The following is a 25981-nucleotide window of genomic DNA, read 5'->3' as shown; positions in this document are numbered from 1 at the left end:
CCAGGAGAATCATCAGACCGCTTGTTGCATTCGCTCTGCGCTTTTCCCTTGTTGTGCCATAACAAAGAAGTTATCGATCCAGTGCAAAATAAGCGCTGAATCTTGTGGCTGATCTAAATCAACAAACGCTCGTTGATAGTGCTCCGGCGTGATGAGGTGCTGACGTTTTTCCACTAGCTTCTGAGTAAAAGGCACACTAAACTCCGGGTGCCCTTGAACCGTGAAGATATGATTATCTTTTACCAACATGAAGTTAGGACAAAACTCATTACCTGCAACCACCGTAAGCGCTTTAGGAACGATCGTTACCTGATCTTGATGGCTGACGAGAAGTCTTGCACTGTCTACCGATAGACTCATCCACTTCTTTTGCGTCTGCATCTGCACTTCATAGCTGCCGAGTCCCCAACCTTTATCGGACTTTTGCACCTTACCGCCTAGTGCTCTCGCGATCAGTTGATGACCAAAGCATATACCCACCAAAGGCTTGCGCTGCGCTTCGCAACGTCCAACCCAATCCAGCAGCATAAGTATCCACGGATGATTATCGTACGCGTTGTGCACACTGCCTGTGATGATAAAGCCGTGGCATTCATCCAGCGCTGGTAACACACCTTTGGTAGCGTCGTAGTCTTGAAACGTAAAGTCACGGTTGATCTCGACCAACGAACCTTCAATCATGTCTGCGTATTGACCATAATCGGATAACGGTGGATCGACATGACCACAAGTAATAATCCCTATCTTCATTTATCACCTACTTCATTGTTGGCATTACAAATTCGCTCTCACGCTGCCCTTTTGGCCAACGAGCTGTCACTGTCTTCATACGAGTATAGAAGCGAACACCATCATTGCCATGCACATTCAGTGGGCCAAAAATAGAACGTTTCCAGCCACCAAAGCTATGAAATGCCATTGGGACTGGAATTGGCACATTTACACCCACCATTCCAATTTCAACTTTTTCTGCAAAATCGCGAGCCGTATCGCCATCACGGGTAAAAATCGCCGTACCATTACCGAACTCATGATCATTAATAAGCGCTAGAGCGTGTTGATAATCCTTCGCTCGAACCACAGAGAGTACTGGACCAAAGATTTCTTCATTGTAAATGGTCATATCTGCGGTGACGTTATCAAATAGTGTACCACCCACGAAATATCCCGGAGCACCCGTATCGATATCTCTGCCATCGACGACCAGTGTCGCGCCTTGATCAACACCCATTTGAATGTACTCACGCACCTTGTTCATGTGTGGTTCACTGACCAATGGCCCCATTTCGTTCTCTGGAGAAACGCCAAGCCCAGGACCGACTCGCAGTGCTTGCACTTTTTCTTTCAGAGCAGCAACCAACTTATCCGCCGCCTCATCGCCCACTGCAACCGCTACCGAAATAGCCATACAACGCTCACCCGCCGCGCCATAGGCCGCGCCCATAATCGCGTTCGTTGCGCCCTCAAGATCGGCATCTGGCATAACAACGAGATGATTTTTCGCACCGCCCAATGCCTGAACGCGCTTGCCGTTCGCACTGCCTTTTGAGTAAATCGCTTCTGCAATTGGTGTCGAACCAACAAAGCTCACTGCCGCTACGTCTGGCGCTTCCAGCAGAGCATCAACGACCTCTTTATCACCTTGCACAACATTGAATACGCCATCTGGCAAACCTGCTTCTTTCAGTAACTTTGCCAGCATTAGTGAAGCACTTGGATCCTTTTCCGAAGGCTTGAGAATAAAACTATTACCGCAGGCGAGAGACACTGGGATCATCCACAGCGGTACCATCACGGGGAAGTTGAACGGCGTTATCCCTACACAAACACCGACCGGCTGCATCATGGAGTAGCTATCGATTTCCCGGCCAACATTCAGCGAGTGTTCGCCTTTAAGTAGGTGGGGAATACCACAAGCAAACTCGACCACTTCCAAACCTCGAGTTAGCTCACCCAGTGCATCGCTATGAACTTTGCCGTGCTCGGTCGAAATCAATGTTGCCAGCTCATCGGCATTTTCTTCCAATAGAGCTTTAAAGCGAAACATCACGCGCGCGCGCTGCAGTGGCGGAGTCGCTTGCCAATCGACTTGTGCTTTTTTGGCAACCTCGACGGCCGCCATAGCTTCTTCTGCGCTAGAAAGCTGAACTTGCCCCCTTAGCGTGCCATTAGCAGGGTTAAATAAATCGGCATTTCGCTGGCTACTACTTTCAACAATCTCGCCATTAATAAAGTTTGATACCAAAACTGACATAAGTTTTATTCCTTGTATTCAATATTTTGTAGAACATCGGCAATAAGTGTAAATAGATCATCAATATGCTGTTTTTCAATAATCAGAGGTGGTGACAGTGCAATGATGTCACCCGTTACCCGAATCAGTGCGCCTTTCTCAAAGCACTTAGTAAACACCTGATAAGCGCGAGAACCCGGTTTACCCTTAATGCCTTCGAGCTCAATGCCTGCGATGAGTCCGTAATTACGTAGATCTTTCACATGAGGTAAGCCCTTTAGGCTATGTACCGCTTGCTGCCAGTAGTCAGCAAGATCCGCCGCTCGGGTATAGAGGTTTTCATTACGATAGATATCCAAGGTTGCGAGACCCGCTGCCGCCGCAACTGGGTGACCTGAATAGGTATAACCATGGAACAGTTCAATAGCTTGGCTGTCAGGAGCGACCATTGCTTGATAAATTTCATCGCTAACGAACACCGCTCCCATTGGGATAGCGCCGTTAGTCAGCCCTTTAGCCGTGGTAATAATATCTGGCTTAACATCAAACTCTTGAGCAGCGAATGGGCTACCGATACGGCCAAAGCCAGTGATCACTTCATCAAAAATGAGCAAAATACCATGTTGGGTACAGATCTCGCGTAGTCGTTTTAAATAGCCTTTCGGCGGTAGAATCACTCCTGTGGATCCAGCAATCGGCTCTACGATGACAGCGGCAATATTGCTCGCATCATGTAAAGTAACGATGTTGTTGAGACTCTCTGCCCAGCCCGGATCGTAATCAGGCAAACCGTGACTGAAGGCGCTGTTCTCAATACTTAATGTATGCGGTAAGTGATCAACGCCAGTAAGCAAACTACCGAACGCTTTGCGATTGTTAACAATGCCTCCAACGGAGATGCCACCAAACCCCACACCATGGTAACCACGCTCTCGGCCAATCAAGCGAGTTCTTGTGCCTTGCCCTATCGCGCGCTGATAAGCTAACGCAATTTTTAAAGCGGTATCGACAGACTCAGATCCGGAGTTTGTGAAAAACACTCGGTTCAAACCAGATGGGGCTATCTCAGCCAATTGTTCTGCAAATTGAAACGGTAATGGGTGTCCCATTTGAAAGGTTGGTGCAAAGTCCAAGTTGTGGATTTGACTGGCTACTGCTTCACTGATTTCGTGTCGACCATGCCCTGCATTACAACACCAAAGTCCGGCGGTGCCATCAAGGATCTTTCTTTTATCCTCTGAGGTGTAATACATCCCCTCAGCAGATACCAACATTCGCGGTGACGCTTTGAACTGCGAGTTTGCCGTAAAAGGCATCCAAAAAGCGTCTTTATTGGTTGATTGTTCGCTCACTAGCGAATCCATGCTTTTATTGTTCGTCCCATGCATAGTGCACCCCAACGGTCATAGTTGAACTGATCTTAGTTGAACTGTTTATAGTTGAATGAATGATTGTTTCTTTTACTAAACACCGCTAAACACCCATACCGCCCAATGTAAATGCAATGTTATTAAATATTAAACAAAATTGACTATAGAACGTTCTTTTGAGCGGTGCAATGATAAAATTATAAACGATTTCTGGTTTTTTGCGTTTAGTGAGCTAGGATTGTGTTTAGTTTAATAATCACTTCAAGTTATCTAGGGAGTATTCATTTCATGGAAATGGAGATTGGACCGAGATTCAAAGCGCTGCGCGAACAAGCGGGACTCTCGCAGCGAGAGCTAGCAAAGCGCGCTGGGGTCACCAATGGATTTATTTCTCAAATTGAGAACAACGCGGTCAGCCCTTCGGTGGCTTCTCTAAGCAAGCTACTCAGTAAAATCCCCTCTTCAATGGCAGATTTCTTTGCCGTCGATGAGCCGCAGCCAGAGCAATTCTTTACCCGACGAGCGGAGCAGCCAGAAATTGGTCGCGGTAAAATTAGCTATCGGCAGATTGGCCACTATCACGAAAATCGCCACATTGGCATGTTAAGAGAAACACTCGCTCCAGGCGCAGATACGGGTCAAGAAATGCTCAGCCACGAGGGACAAGAATGTGGGGTCATTGTGCAAGGTGAGCTTGAGCTCACTGTTGAAGAACAAGTCACCCGTTTAGTTGAAGGTGACAGCTACTACTTTGATAGTGAGCGCCCTCACCGATTTAGAAATACCACTGATGTGGATTGCGTCATTATCAGTGCAAACTCACCGGCAAGCTTCTAACGAAAGGAATTAAGAAAGGATATTTATGGACAACATGACATGGCATGACAAAGCAGAGGCATTGAGCTTTCGAACTCAGGCATTCATTAATGGCGAGTTTGTCAATTCAGCTTCCGGCGAAACATTTGAGATCATTAACCCTGCAACAGGACACTCACTCGCTCATGTGGCTCGGTGTACTCAACAGGACGTTGATATCGCGGTTGAAGCGGCTCGCTCGGCATTTGAAAGTCGAGTCTGGAGCGGTTTAGCGCCTGCAGAGAGAAAAGCGATTCTACTCAACTATGCCAAATTAATTGATGAGCACAAAGAGGACTTTGCACTTCTTGAATCCCTAGATATGGGTAAACCCATTTCTGATGCAATGGGCTATGACGCTCCAGCAACAGCACGCTGCATTCAATGGAACGCGGAAGCCATAGATAAGGTGTACGATGAAGTGGCCCCAGTGACAGAAAATGCACTCGCACTGGTCACCAGAGAAGCGCTTGGTGTGGTTGCAGCGGTTGTACCGTGGAATTTCCCAACGGTAATGGCTGCATGGAAAATTGGCCCGGCACTTGCCACTGGTAACTCTGTGATCGTGAAACCGTCAGAAAAATCTCCTTTAACCGCCATCCTTTTAGCCGATCTTGCTAAACAGGCCGGGATCCCAGCAGGTGTATTCCAAGTACTCCCAGGATTTGGGCACGAGGCGGGACAAGCGTTAGCCCTTCATAACGATGTTGATTGTATCACCTTTACTGGCTCCACCGCTGTCGGAAAAAAACTACTCTCCTTTGCCGGAGAATCAAATCTCAAACGCGCCTTTATGGAATGTGGCGGTAAAAGTCCCCATATTGTGCATTACGATGTCAAAGACATAGAAAAAGCAGCTGCTACCGCTGCGTCCGCTATTTGCTATAACCAAGGCGAGGTGTGTACTGCAGGCTCTCGTTTGCTCGTTCACTCTTCGATCAAAGATGAGTTTGTCGCACTACTATTGAAATACATGGAGAAGTGGCAGCCTAATGACCCGCTTCTAGAAAATACCCGCGTTGGAGCAATTGTTGATGCCGCACAGTACGAGCGCGTGCTTAGCTACATTGACATTGGTAAAAATGAAGGTGCGACGCTCGCATTTGGTGGTCAACCCACTATGACACAAACAGATGGCTACTTTATTCAGCCAGCTGTGTTTACCGACGTCACATCGGATATGAGGATCTTCCAAGAGGAGATTTTTGGTCCTGTTCTTTGTGTCACAACGTTCGACTCAATCGAAGAGGCCATCACTCTCGCCAATGACAGTGAATACGGCCTAGCTGCCGGAGTTTGGACTTCTGATATTTCTACTGCGGTTCGCTGCTCTCGAGCACTACGCGCAGGTACCGTGTTCGTTAATAACTGGGATGGGGGTGATATGACCATGCCGTTCGGTGGTTATAAACAAAGTGGTAATGGCCGTGATAAATCGCTTCACGCACTGCATAAGTACACCGAAATGAAGTCGACATGGATTGAGTTGGATTAGATCGTCACATTGTTTCGCATGAATCATATAGGTGCTCAAGTCTTTGAGCACCTTTTGGTTTACAAGGTTACATCTATTGAAGTTGAGACATGATTTCGTCTACAACAGGGATCACTGAAAACACCAATAACCCCGCCATAAAGTAGTTAAAGATAGCCATACCTTTGGCCGTATTAAGCACGCGCTTTAACAAAGAACCAAATAGCAGCCAAACACCGACACATGGAAATGAAACCACAAGAAAGGTTGTTGCAATCATGACATTCTGACCAGTGAAGCTCGCTCCAACTGTCGTAAATGCAGCGATAGCTCCTGTTGCAACGACCCACGCTTTTGCATTCACCCATTGAAATAACGCGCCTTTAAGAAAGGTCAACGGCCTTGATTGTTCTGAGGATTCCGCGACTCCCGTTGAGCGAGCGATGAGAAATGCCAAATAAAGCAAGTAGACAACACCGACACACTTAATAATAAAGTGCAGACTAGGAAACAGCTCAAACAGTTGTGCGAAACCAAAACCGACAAGCAATAACATGAGAGCAAATCCAACACAAATTCCGGTCAAAAGAGGTAGGCTTCTTTTCAAACCAAAATTCAAACCTGACGTCATCACCATGATGTTGTTCGGCCCCGGTGTGACCGACGATGATACGGCAAACAGTACAACAGCGTAAAAGTAATCCATTCAATCAATCCTTGATGATGCTCTCCAATGATTAGAGTTGGGGATAGGCGAAAGAATAATCAAGGCATAGAGAGTTAAAGGACTAAGGAAACGGCTAGCTGGGCAAACACTGCCCCATAATGGCAAACGAACACGCTATCGCGATAAACCATGAGATTGAGCGAAGTGTACTCTTATCAATTAAGTAGAGGGCGTGATAGATGACTCGAAACACGATGTGCACGATTGCGAGGTGTTGTACGCTTTCAGTCGTCGTCTCTGTTGCTATCGCAAGCAATATCGCTATCCCAAATACCAACAAAGATTCAAAAGCATTCTGGTGTGATGCTAGTGCTCGCGCACCAAAGCCTTCTAAACGAGATTGCTGTTCTCTAGGGTGATTATTGTCGTATCCACCCTCTTTTGCCATCGCGATCGCCAATGGGATTTTGACTAGGTAGGGAAGAAATGAGGCAAAAATTAAACAAAGAATGAGTACCGTCACGTGAATGTCCTTATTCGTGGGTATTAGGCTGAATTGCTTAACGCCATTATACGCGATTAGAACGTCGGCGGAGTCGCCGCACTTATCAATTCACACTCTACCTTCCCTCTATTGCGAAAACGGTGCGGTTTTCTGGTTTCAAAATAGTAAGAGTCGCCAGCTTTGAGGACTCGGGTTTGGCTGCCAACGGTAATTTCGATTTCACCACGGATGACAACACCCCCTTCTTCTCCTTCATGCTGCATGAAGTCTGTCCCGGTGTCGGAACCGGGTGGGTAGATTTCGCGGAGGATAGCAAGTTCTCTGCCTTCTCGCTTGGCGCCGACGAGCAGCATTTTTATCTTGCCGTCGCCTAGGTCTGCCATTTGATCGGCGCTGAAGAAAATCTCGTCTTTCGGTTCGACATCCAACGTAAAGAACTCACCCATAGAGATTGGAATAGCGTCGAGGATTTTTTTAAGTGAACCCACTGAAGGGTTCACCAAATTTTGCTCAATTTGAGAGATCATGGAGTTGGTAACACCGCTTCGCTTTGCTAGCTCTCGCTGCGATAGTCCACGCATTGTACGAATGGTTTTTAGCTGTTTCCCTACATCCATGAATCTCTCTCCAAATTGATTTAATTATCAGCTAGTTAATTCCGTTTACTGCTGACTCATCTTCATTTCTAGCAGCCTACGCTTTTCTGCCTTTGCCATCAACCACCACGCGATAAATGTGGCACATGAAACCGCTAGTATCGTGAGCGTCGCCAGTGCATTGATCTTAGGGCTCACCCCAAGTCTGACGCTGGAGAACACCACCATAGGTAAAGTCGTTGCACTTGGCCCTGACACAAAACTCGCAATCACGAGATCGTCTAAAGACAAGGTAAACGCCAGCAACCAACCCGCCAAAATTGCCGGTGCAATAGAAGGTAGCGTAATTTGAAAGAACACCTTCCAAGGCGGTGCACCTAAGTCCATCGCGGCCTCTTCAATTGAGCGGTCGACTTCTTGAAGCCGTGAGCTAACAACTACCGTGACATAAGCAGTGCAAAACGTCACATGGGCTATCCAGATGGTCATCATGCCGCGTTGGCTGAAGATATCGAACACCTGCCCCATTGCAATAAACAAAAGCAACAATGACAAACCAGTAATCACTTCTGGCATCACCAAAGGCGCGGTAATCATAAACGCAAAGCCCGTCTCTCCTTTGAACTTTCCAAACCGGTTAAGGACAAAGGCGGCAATGATGCCTAGAACCACAGCAGCACTTGCCGATAGGAACCCAATAATCAGACTGAGCTTCACACCACCCATTAATAAGTCATCTTCAAGCAGCTCAAAATACCATTTGAATGAAAATCCAGACCAAACCGTTACCAAGCGGTTCTCGTTAAACGAGTAGATGATCAGAATCAGAATTGGTAGATAAAGGAACGCAAAGCCCACGCCCAATATCACCCATTTAAGTTTGCTGTTGTAAACTGGGATGTCGTTCATCCTTGAGCCTCCAATTCACGTTTTTGATAGCGGTGGAACCATAGAATTGGCAGCATCAGAATAAGCAGCATCACTATGGCGACGGCGGATGCCACAGGCCAGTCTCGGTTGTTGAAGAACTCTTGCCACAAGACCTTACCGATTAGAACGGTATCGGGCCCACCGAGCAACTCTGGGATAACAAATTCACCTACGGCTGGAATAAACACCAGCATAGAGCCTGCGATGATGCCCGCTCGTGTCAGTGGAACCAGCACGGTAAACAGCGTTGTCATTGGTTTAGCGCCCAAGTCGCTCGCGGCTTCAAGTAGCGAATAATCGACTCGCATTAGCGCTGTGTACAGCGGCAACACCATAAACGGCAAGTAGGTGTAGATAATGCCAATATAAACAGCCGTATCTGTGTGAAGGATTTGCAATGGCTCGTCAATAACGCCAGACATCAGCAAGACATTATTAAGCAGTCCGTTATTTTTTAGGATACCTATCCATGCGTAGACTCGGATCAGGAAGCTCGTCCACGAAGGTAGGATAATGAGCATCAAAAGCACATTACGAGTACTTGGCGTAGAGTGAACAATTGCCCACGCAATCGGAAAACCAATGATAAGACACAACGACGTCGAGACAAAGGCGATACGAATCGACTGAATATAAGAAGACGCATAGAGATCATCTTCAATCAGGTACTGGTAGTTCCCTATATTGAGCAGTAATTGCAGCTGTTGCTCAGCATAACTCAGTAGCTCTGAATAAGGCGGGATGGCGATCTGTGCTTCTGCAAAACTGATCTTAAATACGATAAGAAACGGCAGCAGAAAGAACAGTAGGAGCCAACCGTATGGTACGGCGAGTAGCAGACACTTAGGTGTCGGTACAATGCTCCAAATATTAAGTTTGGCTGGTTTCTTCATATCTTGAGTACCACACAACTTTCCTTGTCCCAGCAAAGATTGACTCTTTGCTCCCATGTAGGCATTCCTTTCCTAACGCGACTGGTATTTTGCAATGTTGCGGTCACCAGTTTTCCGGAGTCGAGTCTGACGTGATAAATCGACTGGTTGCCCATGTAAGCAATATCTTCAACAATGCCACTGCAATGATTTGGCGACGGATTCATAGGGTCGCACAGTGTGATTTTCTCAGGCCTAACAGCAATCGACACTGAAATACCTGGCGCACCAGAGATACCGTGACTGATGGAGATAGGGTTGCCCATATCGGGAGTGCGAACGGTTGAATGGTCGGCTTCATTGGTTTCAAGCACGCCTTCAAAGATGTTGACCGAACCAATAAATTTCGCGGCAAATTTGGAGTTCGGGTGCTCGTAAATCGACTCTGGCGAACCAATCTGTACGAACTGCCCTTTGTTCATAATGGCGATGCGGGTTGCCATAGTCATGGCTTCTTCTTGGTCGTGGGTTACCATTACACAGGTTACGCCGACACTTTCTAGGATATCGACCACCTCAAGCTGCATCTTTTCTCTAAGGTTTTTATCCAGTGCACCCATTGGCTCATCGAGTAGCAATAGTTTTGGTTTTTTGGCTAGACTTCTTGCCAACGCGACACGTTGTCTTTGTCCACCTGATAGTTGATGCGGCTTACGCTTGGCAAAATCCGTCATTCGTACCAACTCGAGCATGTGCTTCACTGTCGCGTCGATCTCTTTGCTTGGCATGCCGTCTTGCTTCAGACCAAAGGCGATGTTCTTCTCCACCGTCATGTGTGGGAATAGCGCGTACGATTGGAACATCATGTTCACTGGTCGTTTGTAAGGCGGAATGTCTGCTAAATCTTCGCCATCAAGAATGATTTGGCCAGCGGTTGGTTGTTCGAATCCTGCTAACATGCGAAGCAGTGTTGATTTACCGCATCCCGAAGCGCCTAGTAGCGCGAATAGCTCGCCTTGATTGATGGTGAGATCGATGTTGTCCACGGCTACGTGACCATCGAAGTCCTTAGTCAGGCCTCGAATTTCAAGAAGTGGTTTTGGTGGCACTGGGGCAACGTGCTGGTGGTTAAGCTCTGTGTCGAGTGACATCACTGTCATGGTAGTCTCCAAGCAAACGCGGCGACCCAAGTTGGGTCGCCAAATGTGACTTATCAGTTTTTAAGGAAGTCGGTCCAAGCGCGAGTCATGGCACGAGATGTTTTGTGTGGCAACATCTTCGAGCTATACAGCTTCGCTTGCGCTTCTTCCGTTGGGTAAATTCCTGGATCTTCTAGAATCTCTGCGTCGATAAACTCACGCGATGGTGGGTTCGGGTTTGCATACCAAACATAGTTACTGATCTCAGCAATCACTTCTGGACGAAGTAGATAGTTGATAAACAAGTGAGCATTCTCTGGGTGCTTCGCTTCTTTAGGAATCGCCATTAGGTCGAACCAAGCCAGTGCACCCTCTTTCGGAATTGTGTACGCCACTTCTACACCATTGTCTGCCTCAGCAGCACGATCAGCCGCTTGAAGAACGTCACCAGACCAACCGATCGCGACACAGATATCACCATTTGCTAGGTCATTGATGTACTGCGATGAGTGGAAGTACGTCACGTATGGGCGAACTTCTTTGAGTAACGCCAATGCATCTTTCTTGTAGTCGTTTGGATTGGTACTGTTTGGATCTTTGCCAATATAGTTAAGCGCAGCCGCCATGATTTCGGTTGGCGCATTCAAGAAGCCCACACCACATTTATTGAGTTTTTCCATGTTCTCTGGCTTGAACACGAGATCCCAACTATCGACAGGGGCATCTTCACCTAGTACTGCTTTCACTTTCTCAACGTTGTAACCAATACCCGTCGTACCCCATAGGTAAGGGACTGAATAATCGTTCCCTGGATCGACAGTGTCAGCAAGAATCCCCATCAGTTTTGGATCAAGGTTCTTGTAGTTGGTCAGCTTAGACTTATCAAGTTTTTGGAAAGCCCCCGCTTTCGCCTGACGGCCTAAGAAGTCGTTACTCGGTACAACAAGGTCAAAGCCGGTATTGCCCGACAAGATTTTCGCTTCCAACACTTCGTTTGAATCGAATACGTCATACACGACTTTGATGCCGGTTTCCGCTTCAAATTTCGCGATGGTGTCTTCTGCGATGTAGTCTGACCAATTGTAAATGTTGAGGACTTTTTCCTCAGCAGCAAAAGATGTCATTGAGGTAAGCCCCATTGTCATCCCTAACGCTACACCAAAGTATGCTTTTGCTTTCTCCATTTGGATCTCCGTTTCCTGTTTGCTCTTTGGTTAATACCTTTATTGTGCTTTTCTAGGTATTGGGTAGTCTCGTCGGCTACTGCGAAACGTCGGCGAGTGTTTTGTCGAGAGCGAGTTTTGCTTTCTCGATAAATTCATCGATCTCGTCTCGGGTAATAATTAACGGTGGCGAACAAATCATGGTGTCCCCCACCGCTCGAAGAACGACACCTGAGTTAAAACAGTTCTCACGACAACGTGTACCTACATCGAGGTCTTTGTGGTATCGCTCATTGGTTTGTTTGTCTTTGACCAGTTCAATCGCACCAACCAGACCTTTAGATCTTGCTTCACCAACCATAGGATGATCTAAAAGCTCACTCCAACGTGAAGCAAAGTAAGGCGCGGTATCTTCGCGAAGTTGATTGATGATATTGCGGTTTTGCATTTCTTTGATATTGGCAATGGCAACCGCACAGGCCGCTGGGTGACCTGAGTAGGTAAACCCGTGGGCAAACTCAGTGTCTGCATCCGTCAGCACCTTAGCGACATGGTCGCGCACCATCACACCACCAAGTGGTAGATAGCCCGAGGTAATGCCTTTTGCCATACACATCAGGTCGGGTTTGATGTTGTAGGTTTGGCTAGCAAACCATTCACCGGTACGCCCGAAGCCACAGATCACTTCATCAGCAATCAAAAGGATTTCGTATTTATCACAGATGCGTTGAATTTCTGGCCAGTAGCTGTCTGGCGGGATAATTACGCCACCAGCACCTTGGATAGGCTCAGCGATAAATGCTGCGACATTCTCTACGCCAAGTTCAAGGATCTTTGCTTCGAGCTGACGTGCACGCTCCAAGCCAAACTCGTTTGCATCCATCCCTTGTCCTTCACCGAAGTGATATGGCTGATCAATATGGGTAATGTTTGGCAGTGGCAAACCACCTTGCGCATGCATAAACGCCATACCACCCAGGCTTGCGCCCGCCATAGTACTGCCGTGGTAGGCGTTCTTGCGGCTGATGATGGTTTGCTTGCTTGGCTTGCCTAGGCTTGTCCAGTAGTGGCGAACCATGCGAACCACAGTGTCATTACACTCAGAGCCTGACCCAGTAAAGAACACATGATTCATCCCTTCTGGCGCGACTTCAGCAAGAAGCGTCGAAAGTTCAACAGCAGGTGGATGCGTCGTCTGGAAAAACAGATTGTAGTAAGGCAACTCCTTTAGCTGGTTAGTCGCCGCTTCAATAAGAGGCTCACAGTTGTAGCCCATATTTACGCACCAAAGACCCGCCATGCCATCTAAGATTTTGTTGTCATGCTCATCGTAGATGTAGATGCCTTCGGCACGAGTAATCACTCGTGAACCTTTGTCGTTTAGTGCTTTGAAGTTAGTAAATGGATGGAGACAGTGTGCGCTGTCTTGCTCTGTCCATTTTGATCCGTTTTGTACTGACATAAATTAATTTCCATTTCCTGCTGTTTAATTGATGCTCTGTTCGATAGCGTTGCCTTAGTTACACGTTTAAAAGTAAGAATTCTCGCTCCCAAGAACTGATCACTTGGAAGAAGGTTTTGTACTCCTTGCGCTTGATTGCCACATAAGCTGATACAAATCGATCGCCTAGGATTTCACGTAGTTCATCGCTGTTCTCTAGTAGAACAAGCGCATCTTCTAGGTTGTGAGGAAGCGAGTAAGGTTCGGTGGTCATGTCACCAGTGCTTTTCGCGGTAGGCGTGAGTTTTTCTTTCATGCCTAAATAACCACATGCCAAGGTGAGCGCCATCGCCAGATATGGGTTAGCATCTGCACCGGCGTAACGGTTTTCTAAACGCCTTGAATCACGATCAGACACTGGAACACGAAGGCCTACAGTACGGTTATCCTCACCCCAAGCCACGTTAGTTGGCGCCGAATCACCAAACACCAATCGACGGTAGGAGTTCACGTTCGGTGCAAAAAACGCAATTGCTGCTGGTGTGTACTTCTGCATACCACCGATGTAGTTCATGAACAGTTCACTGTTTGAGCCATCTTCGTTAGCGAATAGGTTTTTGCCTTTACTATCGACCAGACTTTGGTGAATGTGCATGGCACTGCCCGGCTCATCTTCCATCGGTTTTGCCATAAAGGTCGCGTAAACATCGTGTCTTAACGCTGCTTCACGCACCGTACGTTTAAATAGGAAAACTTGATCCGCTCGGTCTAACGGCTCGCCGTGGTCGAAGTTAAGCTCCATCTGCGCGGCGCCCGACTCATGCACTAAAGTGTCTACATCCAAACCCTGCGCTTCGCAGTAGTCGTACATGTCTTCGAAAATCGGATCGAACTCGTTAACCGCATCGATACTAAATGACTGTCTAGCCGTTTCTGGGCGACCGTTGCGACCAATCGGCGGCTCAAGTGGGTAATCCCAATCTAGGTTTTTCTGAACAAGGAAAAACTCGAGCTCTGGTGCGACAACGGGGTGCCAGCCTTCCTTCTCATAAAGACTTAACACACGGCGTAATACAGCTCGCGGTGAGATATCGACTGGATTACCCTCTACGGTGTAACAGTCGTGAATCACTTGCGCCGTGGGCTCTTTCGTCCAAGGAACAAATCGAATCGTGTTTTGGTCAGGCTCCAGAGTCATGTCCTTCTCGGTCAGGTCGATCATACTTTCATCGTCTGGCCAATCGCCGGTCACAGTCTGGAAAAAAACCACTTCGGGAAGACGCATGCCCCCTTCTCGAAGGAATTTTTTCGCTGGCATGATTTTGCCTCGAGCGTTGCCCGTGATATCCGGGATTAAACACTCAACTTCAGTAATACGGTTCTCTTCTATCCATTTCCTAATCGTTTCCATAAATCCTTCTTTTCGTTACTCGCTCAACGAATTTATCAATAAGCTCCCATTTAGCATTGGCACTGAGCTGTATAAATGTCAAACAATGATGTTAATTATTTTGCAACTTTTGAGATGATGATTAACATTTTAGATACATTAGTGTTGTGTTTTACTGAACATTATGTCTATGGTTAAAAAGCAACCAACACGGTTGAGCCCAATCTAGGGCTTGATACATAAGGAATCGTTGGGAAAAGTGGAGGAACCACAGTGGGAACGAGCCAACTTGCGAGTAGCGCAGACAACATCGAACCAATTCAACTTGGTCACGAAAAGCTTACAATTGAACGATTTATTGAACAGCATCCAGACGTCACCAGTTTGGATTTGATTCTGTTCGATATGAACGGTGTTGTTCGTGGCAAGCGTGTCCCCATCACCCAACTGAACAAAGTATTAGAACAAGGTATTTGTCTGCCCGCTTCGGTATTCGCACTGGATATTTGTGGGGAGACGGTAGAAGAAACCGGACTTGGGTTTGAAAAAGGCGACGGTGATAGGATCTGCCGAATGGTGGCAAGCTCACTCACAACCACGCCGTGGCAAGAGAACAGCGCCCAAGCGATCGTAACCATGTTTGAGCCAACGTCGAACCAGCCTTTCTTTGCCGACCCAAGACATGTACTTGAAATTCAGCTAGAAAAGTTCGCTAGCAAAGGACTCAAACCTTGTATCGCAGTTGAACTTGAGTTCTATCTACAAGATCTTGAACCCGACGAAGCAGGTAACCCACAACCCCCTCTCATGCCCATCAGTGGCGAGCGCATGACGCAAACCCAAGTCTATTCCCTAGAAGAACTGGACGAGTTCAAAGCCTTCTTAGATGAGATCATCAGCGCTTGTGAAGAACAGAATATTCCCGCAGAGAACATTACTGCCGAGTACGCACCAGGCCAATTCGAGGTCAACCTCAAGCATACAGACGATGTTCTGTTGGCCTGCGACCAAGCTATGCTGTTAAAGCGTGTGGTTCGAGCAGTAGCGAAAAAGCATGGCTTCTATGCCAACTTTATGGCGAAACCTTATACCGAGTATGCAGGCAACGGCTGTCACGTGCATATCAGCCTGCGAGATGAAACTGGTACCAATGTTTTTGGTCAAGATGAGAGCATTCTTCTGAACGCCATTGCTGGCGTATTGGCACACCTTGAAGATAGCATGGCCATTTTCGCGCCTAACGCTAACTCCTATCGACGACTTCAGCCCAATATGTTTGTGCCACTGCACGCGACATGGGGTTGGGATAATAGAACCGTTGCGGTACGAGTGCCTGCAAGTGGTCAATCCGATAAACGTATCGAGCACCGACTCTCTGGTGCCGACGTTAATCCCTACTTGACCGTCGCAGTGTTACTCGCGTCTATTCTCGACGGCATCGAAAACAAACTCACTCCACCGGAGCCCATTGAAGGTGACGCTTCCCTGCTAGAACTGCCCATGCTGCCTATCTCTTGGGATATGTCACTGCATGAGTTCGCTCATAGCCAGTTTATGAAGCGCAGCTTTGGTGAAGAATTCTGTAAGGTTTACTTAGCAAACAAAAAACATGAGCAAGCTCGCTTCTCGGCGCAAGTCTCACCATTAGAATATCAGTGGTACAAGTAAAGTAAGGATACAAAATGAAAGTGAAGCACACAGACTCTTATTACGCGGCATCGCGAAATCAGCAATTCGATTTTCCTAAACTCATGGGAGATCATGTTGCCGACGTCTGTGTAATTGGCTCTGGCATCACCGGAGCCACCGCTGCACTAGAACTTGCTAACAAAGGTTTTAAAGTGATCGTTCTCGAAGCCAATCGCGTTGGCTGGGGCGCTTCGGGAAGAAGCGGTGGTCAAGCCATCTTTGGCTGGGCATCCGAGCAAGACACGTTAGAAAAGTTAGTCGGTAAATCCGATGCAAGAAAGCTCTGGGATATTTCAGTTGAGGCACTAGCACTGACCAAATCCAACATCAACAAGTACGACATTGATTGTGATTGGCGAGATGGCATGGTGCATGTTGGCGTTAAACCTCGCCACGATAAAGAGCTCAAAGCTTGGTATGACGACCTGACCGAAAACTACGGCTACGAATCACTTGAGTTGTGGGATCAAGAACAGACCCACCACCACATCGCAAGCCAAAAATACACATCTGGAATGTTCGACAGCAACAGCGGCCATTTGCACCCGCTTAATTACACGCTTGGATTGGTTAATGCTGCTAAACAAGCTGGCGCAGAGTTTTATGAAGACAGCGCGGTGACCAAAATTGAACATGGCGATCCTGCTAAGCTTTTCACCAAAAATGGAACGGTAAAAGCCAATCATGTCATCCTAGCTTGTAACGCCTATATGGATGGTTTAGAGACGAAATTAGAAAACAAAATCATGCCAGTCGGTACTTACATCTGTGCCACTGAGCCTTTAGGTGAAGGGGTCACCGGCGCGCTTATGAAAGATCACATCGCCGCTTGTGACATCAACTTTGTTCTAGATTACTTCCGCTGCTCTGGCGATCACAGGATGCTATTTGGCGGACGAGTCAGCTATTCAGGAGTGGCACCGTTTAATCTCGAAAAAGCGATGCGTGGACGCATGGTGGATATATTCCCTCAACTGTCCGATGCAAAAATCGATTATGCATGGGGCGGAAATGTCGGGATCACAATGAATCGCGCACCACACTTTGGCCGTCTAAAACCCAATGTCTACTTTGCTCAAGGCTTTTCCGGCCACGGCATTGCTGCAACGGGGATGGCCGGCACACTGATGGCTGAGTGTGTTGCAACTACCGCAGAACGCTTTGCGATTTTCGACAAGATCCCGCATATGCCGTTCCCTGGCGGGAGGCTATTTAAGACACCGGCTTTAGTGTTGGCGATGTCGTATTATCGAGTAAGGGACATTCTCTAGAACAGTTTTAACCCAGAGCCAGTAACAATGTTGTTGGCTCCTTTCTTGTTGTCGCCCTAGAAATCAGGCTACAAGTGTGCGAGCTGCCACTACCACATCACTACCACACCACCACCGCACTAAAGCGTTACCTTCAACAAAAATTATTAAGACCTCAAAACATTTTCAATCAGATCATTTAGCTTCAAAACCGATCTTCTATCACTATCAAGTAATAGTAATGAATAGCATGAGTCCAACTCTAATTTTCATGACGTCATGAAAGCCGCAAAAACACCATTCAAGGCACCGTTTTTAAACAATGAAACATCAATTATTTGCAATTTCATTAGTCTATCTATCAAGGCAACAAAAGTTGCATCAATACCAACTATCAATTCACCTTACGTATGAGTTTTATGTAAATCATTTGAGGTCTAACTAAATTTTCGTTACTCTATATTTAACTAACCGTTCAATTAAAAATAAAAAGGACTCAAAATGCCGAAAGTTGGCATGCCAGAAATCAGGAAGCCTCAGCTTGTCAAAGCCACTATGGCGGTTATCGATCGCGTGGGTTTACACGCCGCAAGTATTGCGTTGATCAGCAAAGAGGCCGGCGTTTCTACCGGAATAATTAATCATTACTTTGGCGGTAAACATGGGCTACTTGAGGAAACGATGCGAGAGATACTGCGCCAGCACTCTACGACCATTACATCTAAGCTTGCGCAAATACCCATCAATGCCCACCAAAAAAGAATCATCGCAATTGTTGATGGAAACTTTGTCGGTTTTCAGGCAGAGAACCAAGTTGCTAAAACTTGGTTAGCGTTTTGGTCATACTCAATGCACGATGACAAACTAAAACGCCTCCAGCATGTGAATGAAAGGCGCTTGCTTTCCCACCTTAAGATTGAACTAAAGGGACTTCTAGACGCTCAGCAAGCTGACATCGTTGCTCATGGTATTGCGGCTTTGATTGATGGTATCTGGCTTCGTGGGACGCTCAACCCGCAAGGCATAGATGCAGACAAGGCGCGAGCGATCATCAACGACTATCTCGACAAACAACTCACTTTCTATTTACAAAAATAACTCTAAAGTCAGACCTTCAAATGGATATGAAAACACTCTTTATCGATGGAAAAGCACAATCATCAACGTCTGGTGAAAGCTTTGTTACCTACAACCCTGCCAATGGCGAACCTCTCGCGACCATTGGCCTTGCAAGTCAGCAAGACCTAGAGCGAGTAATCGAGTCAGCGAAGCGAGGCTTTGCTGTATGGTCAGCAATGAATCCTGTTGAGCGTAGTCGGATATTACTTAAAGCCGTATCAATTTTGCGCCAACGTAACGACGAACTGGCCGCACTTGAAGTGGCAGACACAGGCAAACCACTCCAAGAAGCGATTGAGGTTGATATTGCAACGGGTGCGGATGTCATTGAGTACTTTGCGGGCTTAGTGCCAGCTATGCAAGGTGAGCAGCAGCCATTGAGCGAAAATCAGTTTTTCTACACTCGCCGAGAGCCCTTGGGCATTTGTGCTGGCATTGGCGCGTGGAACTACCCGATTCAAATTGCGATGTGGAAATCGGCTCCAGCTTTAGCCGCTGGTAATGCCATGATCTTCAAACCTTCTGAAGAAACGCCTCTCACTGCACTCAAGCTGGCTGAAATCTTCACTGAAGCAGGATTGCCTGACGGTGTATTTAACGTTGTCCAAGGTGACCACCGTGTCGGCCAAATGCTAACAGCACATCCTGCTATCGCCAAAGTATCTTTTACCGGTGAGTCTGGTACAGGCAAACAAGTGATGGCCGACAGTGCGAAGACACTAAAACAAGTCACGATGGAGCTTGGTGGAAAATCACCAATGATTGTCTTTGACGATGCCAAACTTAATGATGCGGTTTCAGCTGCCATGGTGGCTAACTTTTACACTCAAGGCGAAGTGTGCACCAATGGCACACGTGTGTTTGTCCACGATTCGATTTATCCGCAATTTATTGAGCAGCTTAAAGCTCGAACAGAAAAACTCGTTGTCGGTAACCCTATGGATATGGACACTCAAATTGGTGCACTTATTTCCAAAGACCATTTAAGTAAAGTCCTACAAGCCATTGAAAGTGCCAAACAAAGTGGTGCAACGCTCCTAACAGGTGGCTATCAAGTGACTGACAAAGGTCTAGAGCACGGTAACTTTGTTGCTCCAACCGTGTTTGTTGACTGTGAAGACAGCATGCCCCACGTCCAGCAAGAGATCTTTGGCCCTGTCATGTCGGTGCTTAAGTTCAGTGACGAGCAAGAAGTTATTGAGCGAGCGAACAACACTGACTACGGCCTAGCCGCTGGTGTGTTTACCCAAAACCTTTCTCGTGCTCACCGTGTTATTCATCAAATGCAAGCGGGTATTTGTTGGGTCAACACCTGGGGAGATTCTCCTGCAGAAATGCCTGTTGGTGGATACAAACATTCAGGCATTGGCCGTGAAAATGGCCCAGAGACTCTTAAACACTATACCCAAACTAAGAGTGTGTTGATTGAGCTTGGCAGTTACGCCAGCCCTTACGCCTAACTCAAATCACGGAGAGATTAAATGATGCAACGCTACGATTATATTATCGTCGGCGCGGGTTCGGCCGGCTGTGTGTTGGCGGATCGGCTTAGCGAAAGTGGTCAACATCAGGTGCTGCTACTGGAAGCAGGCGGTACCGATAAAAGTATTTTCATCCAAATGCCCACAGCCCTTTCTTACCCGATGAATACCGAGAAATACGCTTGGCAGTTTGAAACTGTTGAAGAGACAGGCCTCGATGGCCGCCAGCTTCATTGCCCACGAGGCAAGGTGCTCGGTGGCAGCTCATCCATCAATGGCATGGTGTATGTGCGTGGTCATGCTTGTGACTTTGATGAATGGGAAGAGCACGGCGCGAAAAATTGGAACTATCAAAACTGCCTGCCCTACTTTCGTAAAGCGGAAAGCTGGATTGGCGGCGAAGACAATTACCGTGGTGGTAGTGGTCCTGTGGGTACATGTAATGGCAATGACATGAAACGCAACCCACTTTACCAAGCGTTCATTGATGCAGGTAAAGAAGCCGGCTATCCAGAAACTCAAGACTACAACGGCTATCAGCAAGAGGGCTTTGGTCCAATGCACATGACGGTTGATGGTGGAGTGCGAGCTTCTACGTCTAACGCTTACTTAAGGCGTGCGCTGAAACGCACCAACTTAACCCTAATAAAAGGTGTGGTTGCACACAAAGTCCTACTCGAAAACAAACGAGCGGTTGGCGTACAATTTGAAAAATCGGGCGTGATCAAACAAGTGTTCGCCGATCAAGAAGTCATTTCAAGTGCCGGCTCGGTAGGCTCAGTTCAGCTTTTGCAACTCTCTGGCATTGGCCCGAAAGCAGTATTGGAACAAGCGGGGGTTGAGCTTACCCACGAACTGTCCGGTGTGGGCGAAAACTTGCAAGATCACCTTGAAGTCTACTTCCAATATCATTGCTCTCAGCCTATCACGCTTAACAGCAAGCTAGGGCTGATTAGCAAAGGGCTCATCGGGACAGAATGGGTATTAACACGCAAGGGCTTGGGGGCAACCAATCACTTTGAATCGTGTGCATTTATTCGCTCGCGTGAAGGGTTGAAATGGCCGAATATCCAGTATCACTTCTTACCCGCTGCTATGCGTTATGACGGTCAAGCGGCCTTTGATGGACATGGTTTCCAAGTTCATGTTGGCCCAAACAAGCCTCAAAGTCGCGGATCCATTGCCATTACCTCTGCCAATCCTAAAGATAAACCGAAGATCGAGTTTAACTACATCTCCACAGAGCAAGATAAGCAAGACTGGCGAGACTGTATTCGTCTTACTCGAGAAATCTTAATGCAGCCAGCAATGGACGATTATCGTGGTGAAGAGATTCAACCTGGAGGCAAGATTACTAGTGATGCTGCTATCGACCAGTGGGTGAAGGAGAATGTCGAAAGCGCTTATCACCCTTCGTGCAGCTGCAAAATAGGCGCTGATAACGACCCAATGGCGGTATTGGATGAACACTGCCGCGTAAGAGGGCTCCAAGGTTTACGTGTGGTCGACTCCTCCATTTTCCCAACGATTCCCAACGGCAATCTAAATGCGCCCACCATCATGGTGGCTGAACGTGCCGCAGACATGATTCTGGGTCAACCAATGCTCAAATCGACCAATCAACCCGTTTGGATTGCACCAGACTGGCAACAGAAACAACGAATTAATGCTCCGCGTAGAGAGCTAAATTAACCGCAAAAGTCAGTAACCATTACAAGGAAAACACCATGTCTATGATGACAAAAACACTCTCAACCATCGCTTTAAGTAGTCTTGCGATGAACGCTTACGCCAATCAATGTGAAACTGTCCGTTTTGCTGATGTGGGTTGGACAGATATCACCGCCACCACAGCTGTAACATCTGAACTACTTAAAGGCCTAGGCTATCAAACCAAAACTGATCTACTGTCTGTTCCTGTTACCTACTCCTCAATGGCGAACGGTGATATCGATATCTTCCTTGGCAACTGGATGCCCACAATGGAGGGAGATATCGCTAAATACCGTGAAGCCGGCACTGTTGAAACCGTCCGTGCCAACCTCGAAGGAGCAAAGTACACCCTAGCGGTGCCTAAATACGTTTATGACGCTGGCGTAAAAAGCTTTGCAGATCTTGCAAAGCATGGCGACAAGTTCAAAGACCGCATCTACGGTATTGAGCCAGGCAATGATGGTAACCGTTTGATTCAATCAATGATCGACAGCGATGCATTTGGCCTGAAGGAGTTCAGCTTAGTAGAGTCAAGTGAAGCAGGCATGGTGTCTCAAGTATCACGAGCTGTTCGTCGTAACCAATGGATCGTCTATCTCGGCTGGGCTCCACACCCAATGAACAGCAATGTTGATATGGCTTACCTAGACGGCGGCGATGACTTCTTCGGTCCAAACTATGGCGGAGCCAATGTTTACACCAACGTCCGCAAAGATTACATAAATGAGTGCCAAAATGTCGGTAACTTGCTTAAAAATCTACAGTTCAGCTTAGAAATGGAAAACGAACTAATGGAAGCGATATTGAACCAAAATGTGAAACCTGCGAAAGCAGCTCAGCAGTGGTTGAAAGCGAATCCACAACAAGTTGAAGCCTGGTTAGAAGGTGTGAAAACGCTAGCTGGTGAAGACGCTCAAGGCGCAATAAACAGCTACATCAATTCAAAAGCTTAACGAATGATGTGCTCGGTGGGCACCTCGCCCACCTCTTGTCACACGCTAGAATAATCATTACCACAAAGGCTGTATTGTGAATTTTATTACAGACAACAAAATCCCATTGGGTCAATGGATGGAAGCAGGGGTTGATTGGTTAACCTTTAATGCAGCGGGTCTATTTGATGCGATCGCTATCTTCCTAGAGACAATCATTCTTTTTGCTGTCGATATTTTTAAGTGGATGCCACCAGCAATGCCTATTGCGATTACCGCGGCACTTGCTTGGTACTTACACCGTAGTATTCCACTCGTTTTGTTTGTTATTGGTGCCCTACTCACCATTCTTAATCTTGGCTACTGGCAAGAAATGCTAGAAACCTTTGTTTTGGTTTTTGCCGCGACAACGATTTCTGTATTAATTGGCGTCCCTGTTGGGATCATGGCCGCACACCGTCCTTGGCTGTATACCATTTTAAGACCGATCCTCGATTTGATGCAGACAGTTCCAACATTCGTTTACCTAATTCCAACCTTGGTTTTATTTGGGCTTGGTATCGTACCGGGGCTGATCTCAACCATTATTTTTGCTATCGCAGCACCAATTCGATTGACGTATCTCGGCATCACAAAAGTACCAGAAGAACTTGTAGAAGCGGGTAAAGCGTTTGGTGCGACTCGCATGAAACTACTATTCAAAGTCGAACTACCCGCAGCAATGCCAAATATAATGGCGGGGGTGACTCAGTGCATTATGTTGTCGCTTTCTATGGTAGTGATTGCCGCCCTTGTTGGAGCCGATGGCTTAGGAAAACCAGTCGTTCGTGCTTTGAACACAGTCAACATTTCACAAGGCTTTGAAGCGGGATTAGCGATTGTTCTTGTAGCGATCATCCTCGATCGCCTATGCAAATCACCAAACCAAAGGGAAGCGTAATTATGGATGCGATTACTATTCGAAATCTCGATGTCGTGTTTGGTGACAAGCCACAGTTGGCACTAGACCAATTGGACAGCGGCAAATCGCGCCAAGCGATTATCGATGAAACAGGGCAAGTCGTCGGTGTTGATAATGTCTCTATGGCGGTTAAAGAAGGAGAGATTTGTGTTCTCATGGGACTTTCTGGTTCAGGGAAATCCAGTTTACTTCGTGCCGTGAATGGATTAAACGAGATCTCTCGTGGCAACCTTGAAGTTAAAGATGGCGAAGCTCAAGTTGATCTATCAAGCTGCGATGAAGACAGTTTACGCCATTTGCGGACTCACCGTGTATCTATGGTATTTCAAAAGTTTGCTTTAATGCCTTGGTTAACTGTACTTGATAACGTGGCATTTGGTTTAGAACTGCAAGGCGTAGGGAAATCAGAACGCCGAAACAGAGCTCGCGAGCAACTTGATATGGTTGGTCTGTCAGAATGGGAAGATAAGTATCCTCACGAACTGTCTGGCGGAATGCAGCAGCGTGTTGGTCTTGCAAGAGCATTTGCTATGGATACCGATATCTTGTTAATGGACGAGCCCTTCTCAGCACTTGATCCCTTGATACGTGCCCAGCTTCAAGACGAGCTCATCATGCTGCAAGAAAAACTCAACAAAACCATTTTATTCGTCAGCCATGATCTCGATGAAGCGCTTAAAATTGGCAACAACATTGCAATCATGGAATCTGGTCGTTTGATTCAACACGGAAAGCCAGAAGAGATTATTCTTAATCCTAAAAATGATTATGTACGTGATTTTGTCGCGCATACCAACCCTTTAAACGTACTCAAAGGACGCTCTTTGATGCGACCCACCAGCGAGCTAAAACGTGAAGACTCACGTTTACAAGTCTGTTGCAGCCAACAAGTGTGGGTAGAACAAACTTCAGACTCACTTTCATTGGTTCAACAGCCCGGTCTTAGTTTGTTGGAATGGGATAATGAAAAAAACAAGCTGGAAGACGTCTCCCCGTCTACAATCGTTGTTGTGAGTCCTGATATAGCCATGCGAGACGCTATTGAACTCAAGCACAGAAGTGGTCAACCTATTTTGCTCTCCGAGCAGGGTAAATTGTTAGGTGTACTCAATGATAACGAGCTCTATCGTGCCCTTTTAGGCAACTACAAGAGCACAAAAGCAGCATAATCTTAACTCGCATCGCACGACGTACATTTCCAGCAAGACGCTAAAATACGCTTCGTGATGGTTTGAAAGAAGTAACGCCCAAAGCGAATAACTCTGGGCGTTTTCTACTTGTTGGATGATCTATTTATCGTGCTGGCAATTTTGGCGATTTGATTTCGCAGCCATTGATGCGCGGAATCGGAATTTCGGCTTGGGTGCCACACCATGCTTAGCCCATGCTCAGAGGCGCCAAATGGCATTGGTAACGCTTTGACGTTCAGACCCAGAGAAAACTTAGTAAGGGTTGAGTGGGTAATAAGCCCAATGGCTTCCGTTTGACTGATCACAGGAAGCATGTCCACTTCACCGGGCGCTCGATACACTATTTTTCGTTTCCCAAACTCGGGAAAGTCCTTTTCACTAAAGAAGCTTTGACGGGTCTGCCAGCGAGACATCACAACGTGTTGCTCGGCCAAATATTCGTCCGTTGTTATTGTCTCGCCAGTTAATCTTGGATGATCATTGGCGGCAACCACATAGAGCTTCTCTTTGAAGATCTCTTTGGTTTTTAGCGTAGTCACATCAGCACGCGTCCTATCAATAACTAAATCATAACGTTGCAATCGCAAATCAGACTCATGATCTTCGGTAAATAACGGGTGAACTTCCAGCGACACCTTAGGTGCAATTTTGGCAAACCTTACTAACAGTTCAGGCAACACGGCATAGTTTGCGGCAGAAACAGAAGCGATAGAAAACGTCTTGGTTGACGTTTTGGGATTAAAGTCTCGTGAAGCCTCTAGGGTTGAATTGAAATTTTTAAGCGACGTTGCCAATGCTGGATAGATGTCATTGGCAAACGTCGTCGGCTCTACGCCACTGGCGTTGCGATGAAACAAGGAGTCTTCATATATCTCTCGTAATCGCTTGAGTGCCTTACTTACCGCAGGCTGACTAATACCCAAACGTGTCGCGGCACTGGATAGGCTCTGTTCTTCATAGATGGCTACAAAGACTGGGATAAGGTTGAGCTCGGTGTTTTTCATTATTACC

General features: G+C 46.9%; 23 protein-coding genes. 10 read left to right on the top strand and 13 right to left on the bottom strand.

Annotation, left to right across the window (positions count from 1 at the left end; genetic code table 11):
- Nucleotides 1-12: 12 nt before the first annotated feature.
- Genes ACJB0T_RS04760 through aptA form a run of 3 tightly spaced genes read right to left on the bottom strand, consistent with a single transcriptional unit; the run spans nt 13 to nt 3549 of the window.
- Nucleotides 13-750 carry a glutamine amidotransferase-related protein gene (locus ACJB0T_RS04760; protein WP_479293676.1) on the bottom strand — a complete coding sequence of 246 codons (738 nt, stop codon included), beginning with the start codon at nt 748-750 and terminating at the stop codon, nt 13-15.
- 7 nt (nt 751-757) lie between these two features.
- On the bottom strand, nt 758-2254 hold the full coding sequence (locus tag ACJB0T_RS04755; RefSeq protein WP_479293677.1) for a CoA-acylating methylmalonate-semialdehyde dehydrogenase: 1497 nt from the start codon (nt 2252-2254) through the stop codon (nt 758-760).
- A gap of 5 nt (nt 2255-2259) precedes the next feature.
- Complete coding sequence (gene aptA / locus ACJB0T_RS04750) at nt 2260-3549, bottom strand: omega-aminotransferase AptA (protein WP_479294549.1); 1290 nt, start codon at nt 3547-3549, stop codon at nt 2260-2262.
- A 342-nt stretch (nt 3550-3891) separates the two neighbouring features.
- Between aptA and ACJB0T_RS04745 the strand changes: the two genes are divergently transcribed.
- Both ACJB0T_RS04745 and ACJB0T_RS04740 read left to right on the top strand, forming a co-directional pair.
- Nucleotides 3892-4440, top strand: coding sequence for a cupin domain-containing protein (locus ACJB0T_RS04745; protein ID WP_479293679.1), 549 nt, complete (start codon nt 3892-3894; stop codon nt 4438-4440).
- Between the two features lie 25 nt (nt 4441-4465).
- On the top strand, nt 4466-5953 hold the full coding sequence (locus ACJB0T_RS04740) for an aldehyde dehydrogenase (protein ID WP_479293681.1): 1488 nt from the start codon (nt 4466-4468) through the stop codon (nt 5951-5953).
- A 73-nt stretch (nt 5954-6026) separates the two neighbouring features.
- Here ACJB0T_RS04740 and ACJB0T_RS04735 read toward each other — a convergent pair whose 3' ends face one another.
- From ACJB0T_RS04735 to ACJB0T_RS04695, 9 genes are all read right to left on the bottom strand, one after another.
- Entirely contained in the window at nt 6027-6638 is a 612-nt protein-coding gene (locus ACJB0T_RS04735; protein WP_479293683.1) for a LysE family translocator, read from the bottom strand.
- A gap of 94 nt (nt 6639-6732) precedes the next feature.
- On the bottom strand, nt 6733-7122 hold the full coding sequence (locus tag ACJB0T_RS04730; RefSeq protein WP_479293685.1) for an MAPEG family protein: 390 nt from the start codon (nt 7120-7122) through the stop codon (nt 6733-6735).
- Nucleotides 7123-7178: 56 nt separating this feature from the next.
- Nucleotides 7179-7721: a cupin domain-containing protein gene (locus ACJB0T_RS04725; RefSeq protein ID WP_479293687.1), complete on the bottom strand. Its 543-nt coding sequence runs from the start codon at nt 7719-7721 to the stop codon at nt 7179-7181.
- Nucleotides 7722-7766: 45 nt separating this feature from the next.
- Nucleotides 7767-8609 carry an ABC transporter permease subunit gene (locus ACJB0T_RS04720; RefSeq protein ID WP_353499469.1) on the bottom strand — a complete coding sequence of 281 codons (843 nt, stop codon included), beginning with the start codon at nt 8607-8609 and terminating at the stop codon, nt 7767-7769.
- Nucleotides 8606-9523: a putrescine ABC transporter permease PotH gene (potH, locus tag ACJB0T_RS04715; RefSeq protein ID WP_418642911.1), complete on the bottom strand. Its 918-nt coding sequence runs from the start codon at nt 9521-9523 to the stop codon at nt 8606-8608. The genes ACJB0T_RS04720 and potH overlap by 4 nt, the downstream gene beginning before the upstream one ends.
- A complete protein-coding gene (gene potG / locus ACJB0T_RS04710; RefSeq protein ID WP_479293690.1) occupies nt 9520-10662 on the bottom strand; it encodes a putrescine ABC transporter ATP-binding subunit PotG in 1143 nt (380 codons plus the stop codon). The genes potH and potG overlap by 4 nt, the downstream gene beginning before the upstream one ends.
- A gap of 53 nt (nt 10663-10715) precedes the next feature.
- Nucleotides 10716-11825, bottom strand: coding sequence for an extracellular solute-binding protein (locus ACJB0T_RS04705; protein ID WP_479293692.1), 1110 nt, complete (start codon nt 11823-11825; stop codon nt 10716-10718).
- 76 nt (nt 11826-11901) lie between these two features.
- Complete coding sequence (locus ACJB0T_RS04700; RefSeq protein WP_479293695.1) at nt 11902-13266, bottom strand: aspartate aminotransferase family protein; 1365 nt, start codon at nt 13264-13266, stop codon at nt 11902-11904.
- 58 nt (nt 13267-13324) lie between these two features.
- Entirely contained in the window at nt 13325-14656 is a 1332-nt protein-coding gene (locus tag ACJB0T_RS04695; protein WP_479293697.1) for a glutamine synthetase family protein, read from the bottom strand.
- A 288-nt stretch (nt 14657-14944) separates the two neighbouring features.
- Here ACJB0T_RS04695 and ACJB0T_RS04690 point away from each other — a divergent pair, with 288 nt between their 5' ends.
- The 8 genes from ACJB0T_RS04690 to choV all read left to right on the top strand — a co-directional run bounded on the left by ACJB0T_RS04690 (nt 14945) and on the right by choV (nt 24949).
- Nucleotides 14945-16303 carry a glutamine synthetase family protein gene (locus ACJB0T_RS04690; RefSeq protein ID WP_479294551.1) on the top strand — a complete coding sequence of 453 codons (1359 nt, stop codon included), beginning with the start codon at nt 14945-14947 and terminating at the stop codon, nt 16301-16303.
- A gap of 14 nt (nt 16304-16317) precedes the next feature.
- Entirely contained in the window at nt 16318-17595 is a 1278-nt protein-coding gene (locus tag ACJB0T_RS04685) for an NAD(P)/FAD-dependent oxidoreductase (RefSeq protein ID WP_479293699.1), read from the top strand.
- Nucleotides 17596-18075: 480 nt separating this feature from the next.
- Nucleotides 18076-18672, top strand: a complete 597-nt coding sequence (gene betI / locus ACJB0T_RS04680; protein ID WP_479293701.1) for a transcriptional regulator BetI — start codon at nt 18076-18078, stop codon at nt 18670-18672.
- Nucleotides 18673-18692: 20 nt separating this feature from the next.
- On the top strand, nt 18693-20153 hold the full coding sequence (gene betB / locus ACJB0T_RS04675) for a betaine-aldehyde dehydrogenase (protein WP_479293703.1): 1461 nt from the start codon (nt 18693-18695) through the stop codon (nt 20151-20153).
- Between the two features lie 21 nt (nt 20154-20174).
- Nucleotides 20175-21866, top strand: coding sequence for a choline dehydrogenase (betA, locus tag ACJB0T_RS04670; RefSeq protein WP_479293705.1), 1692 nt, complete (start codon nt 20175-20177; stop codon nt 21864-21866).
- A gap of 35 nt (nt 21867-21901) precedes the next feature.
- A complete protein-coding gene (locus ACJB0T_RS04665) occupies nt 21902-22840 on the top strand; it encodes a choline ABC transporter substrate-binding protein (RefSeq protein ID WP_479293707.1) in 939 nt (312 codons plus the stop codon).
- 76 nt (nt 22841-22916) lie between these two features.
- Nucleotides 22917-23759 carry a choline ABC transporter permease subunit gene (gene choW, locus ACJB0T_RS04660; protein ID WP_479293709.1) on the top strand — a complete coding sequence of 281 codons (843 nt, stop codon included), beginning with the start codon at nt 22917-22919 and terminating at the stop codon, nt 23757-23759.
- Nucleotides 23760-23761: 2 nt separating this feature from the next.
- On the top strand, nt 23762-24949 hold the full coding sequence (choV, locus tag ACJB0T_RS04655) for a choline ABC transporter ATP-binding protein (protein ID WP_479293711.1): 1188 nt from the start codon (nt 23762-23764) through the stop codon (nt 24947-24949).
- A 104-nt stretch (nt 24950-25053) separates the two neighbouring features.
- On the opposite strand, the gene ACJB0T_RS04650 is transcribed toward choV, so the two are convergent.
- A complete protein-coding gene (locus ACJB0T_RS04650; RefSeq protein ID WP_479293713.1) occupies nt 25054-25974 on the bottom strand; it encodes a LysR family transcriptional regulator in 921 nt (306 codons plus the stop codon).
- Between the last annotated feature and the right edge of the window lie 7 nt (nt 25975-25981).

Source organism: Vibrio sp. CB1-5 (genome assembly GCF_059412285.1).
Note: the sequence above shows the minus strand (reverse complement) of the source record. Positions and strands in the feature narration are given on the sequence as shown.

Bases quoted from the DNA above. Each gene is read 5' to 3' on its own strand.
- ACJB0T_RS04760 (WP_479293676.1), bottom strand. From the start codon at position 750: ATGAAGATAGGGATTATTACTTGTGGTCATGTCGATCCACCGTTATCC.
- ACJB0T_RS04755 (WP_479293677.1), bottom strand. From the start codon at position 2,254: ATGTCAGTTTTGGTATCAAACTTTATTAATGGCGAGATTGTTGAAAGT.
- aptA (WP_479294549.1), bottom strand. From the start codon at position 3,549: ATGCCTTTTACGGCAAACTCGCAGTTCAAAGCGTCACCGCGAATGTTG.
- ACJB0T_RS04745 (WP_479293679.1), top strand. From the start codon at position 3,892: ATGGAAATGGAGATTGGACCGAGATTCAAAGCGCTGCGCGAACAAGCG.
- ACJB0T_RS04740 (WP_479293681.1), top strand. From the start codon at position 4,466: ATGGACAACATGACATGGCATGACAAAGCAGAGGCATTGAGCTTTCGA.
- ACJB0T_RS04735 (WP_479293683.1), bottom strand. From the start codon at position 6,638: ATGGATTACTTTTACGCTGTTGTACTGTTTGCCGTATCATCGTCGGTC.
- ACJB0T_RS04725 (WP_479293687.1), bottom strand. From the start codon at position 7,721: ATGGATGTAGGGAAACAGCTAAAAACCATTCGTACAATGCGTGGACTA.
- ACJB0T_RS04720 (WP_353499469.1), bottom strand. From the start codon at position 8,609: ATGAACGACATCCCAGTTTACAACAGCAAACTTAAATGGGTGATATTG.
- potH (WP_418642911.1), bottom strand. From the start codon at position 9,523: ATGAAGAAACCAGCCAAACTTAATATTTGGAGCATTGTACCGACACCT.
- potG (WP_479293690.1), bottom strand. From the start codon at position 10,662: ATGACAGTGATGTCACTCGACACAGAGCTTAACCACCAGCACGTTGCC.
- ACJB0T_RS04705 (WP_479293692.1), bottom strand. From the start codon at position 11,825: ATGGAGAAAGCAAAAGCATACTTTGGTGTAGCGTTAGGGATGACAATG.
- ACJB0T_RS04700 (WP_479293695.1), bottom strand. From the start codon at position 13,266: ATGTCAGTACAAAACGGATCAAAATGGACAGAGCAAGACAGCGCACAC.
- ACJB0T_RS04695 (WP_479293697.1), bottom strand. From the start codon at position 14,656: ATGGAAACGATTAGGAAATGGATAGAAGAGAACCGTATTACTGAAGTT.
- ACJB0T_RS04685 (WP_479293699.1), top strand. From the start codon at position 16,318: ATGAAAGTGAAGCACACAGACTCTTATTACGCGGCATCGCGAAATCAG.
- betI (WP_479293701.1), top strand. From the start codon at position 18,076: ATGCCGAAAGTTGGCATGCCAGAAATCAGGAAGCCTCAGCTTGTCAAA.
- betB (WP_479293703.1), top strand. From the start codon at position 18,693: ATGGATATGAAAACACTCTTTATCGATGGAAAAGCACAATCATCAACG.
- betA (WP_479293705.1), top strand. From the start codon at position 20,175: ATGATGCAACGCTACGATTATATTATCGTCGGCGCGGGTTCGGCCGGC.
- ACJB0T_RS04665 (WP_479293707.1), top strand. From the start codon at position 21,902: ATGTCTATGATGACAAAAACACTCTCAACCATCGCTTTAAGTAGTCTT.
- choV (WP_479293711.1), top strand. From the start codon at position 23,762: ATGGATGCGATTACTATTCGAAATCTCGATGTCGTGTTTGGTGACAAG.
- ACJB0T_RS04650 (WP_479293713.1), bottom strand. From the start codon at position 25,974: ATGAAAAACACCGAGCTCAACCTTATCCCAGTCTTTGTAGCCATCTAT.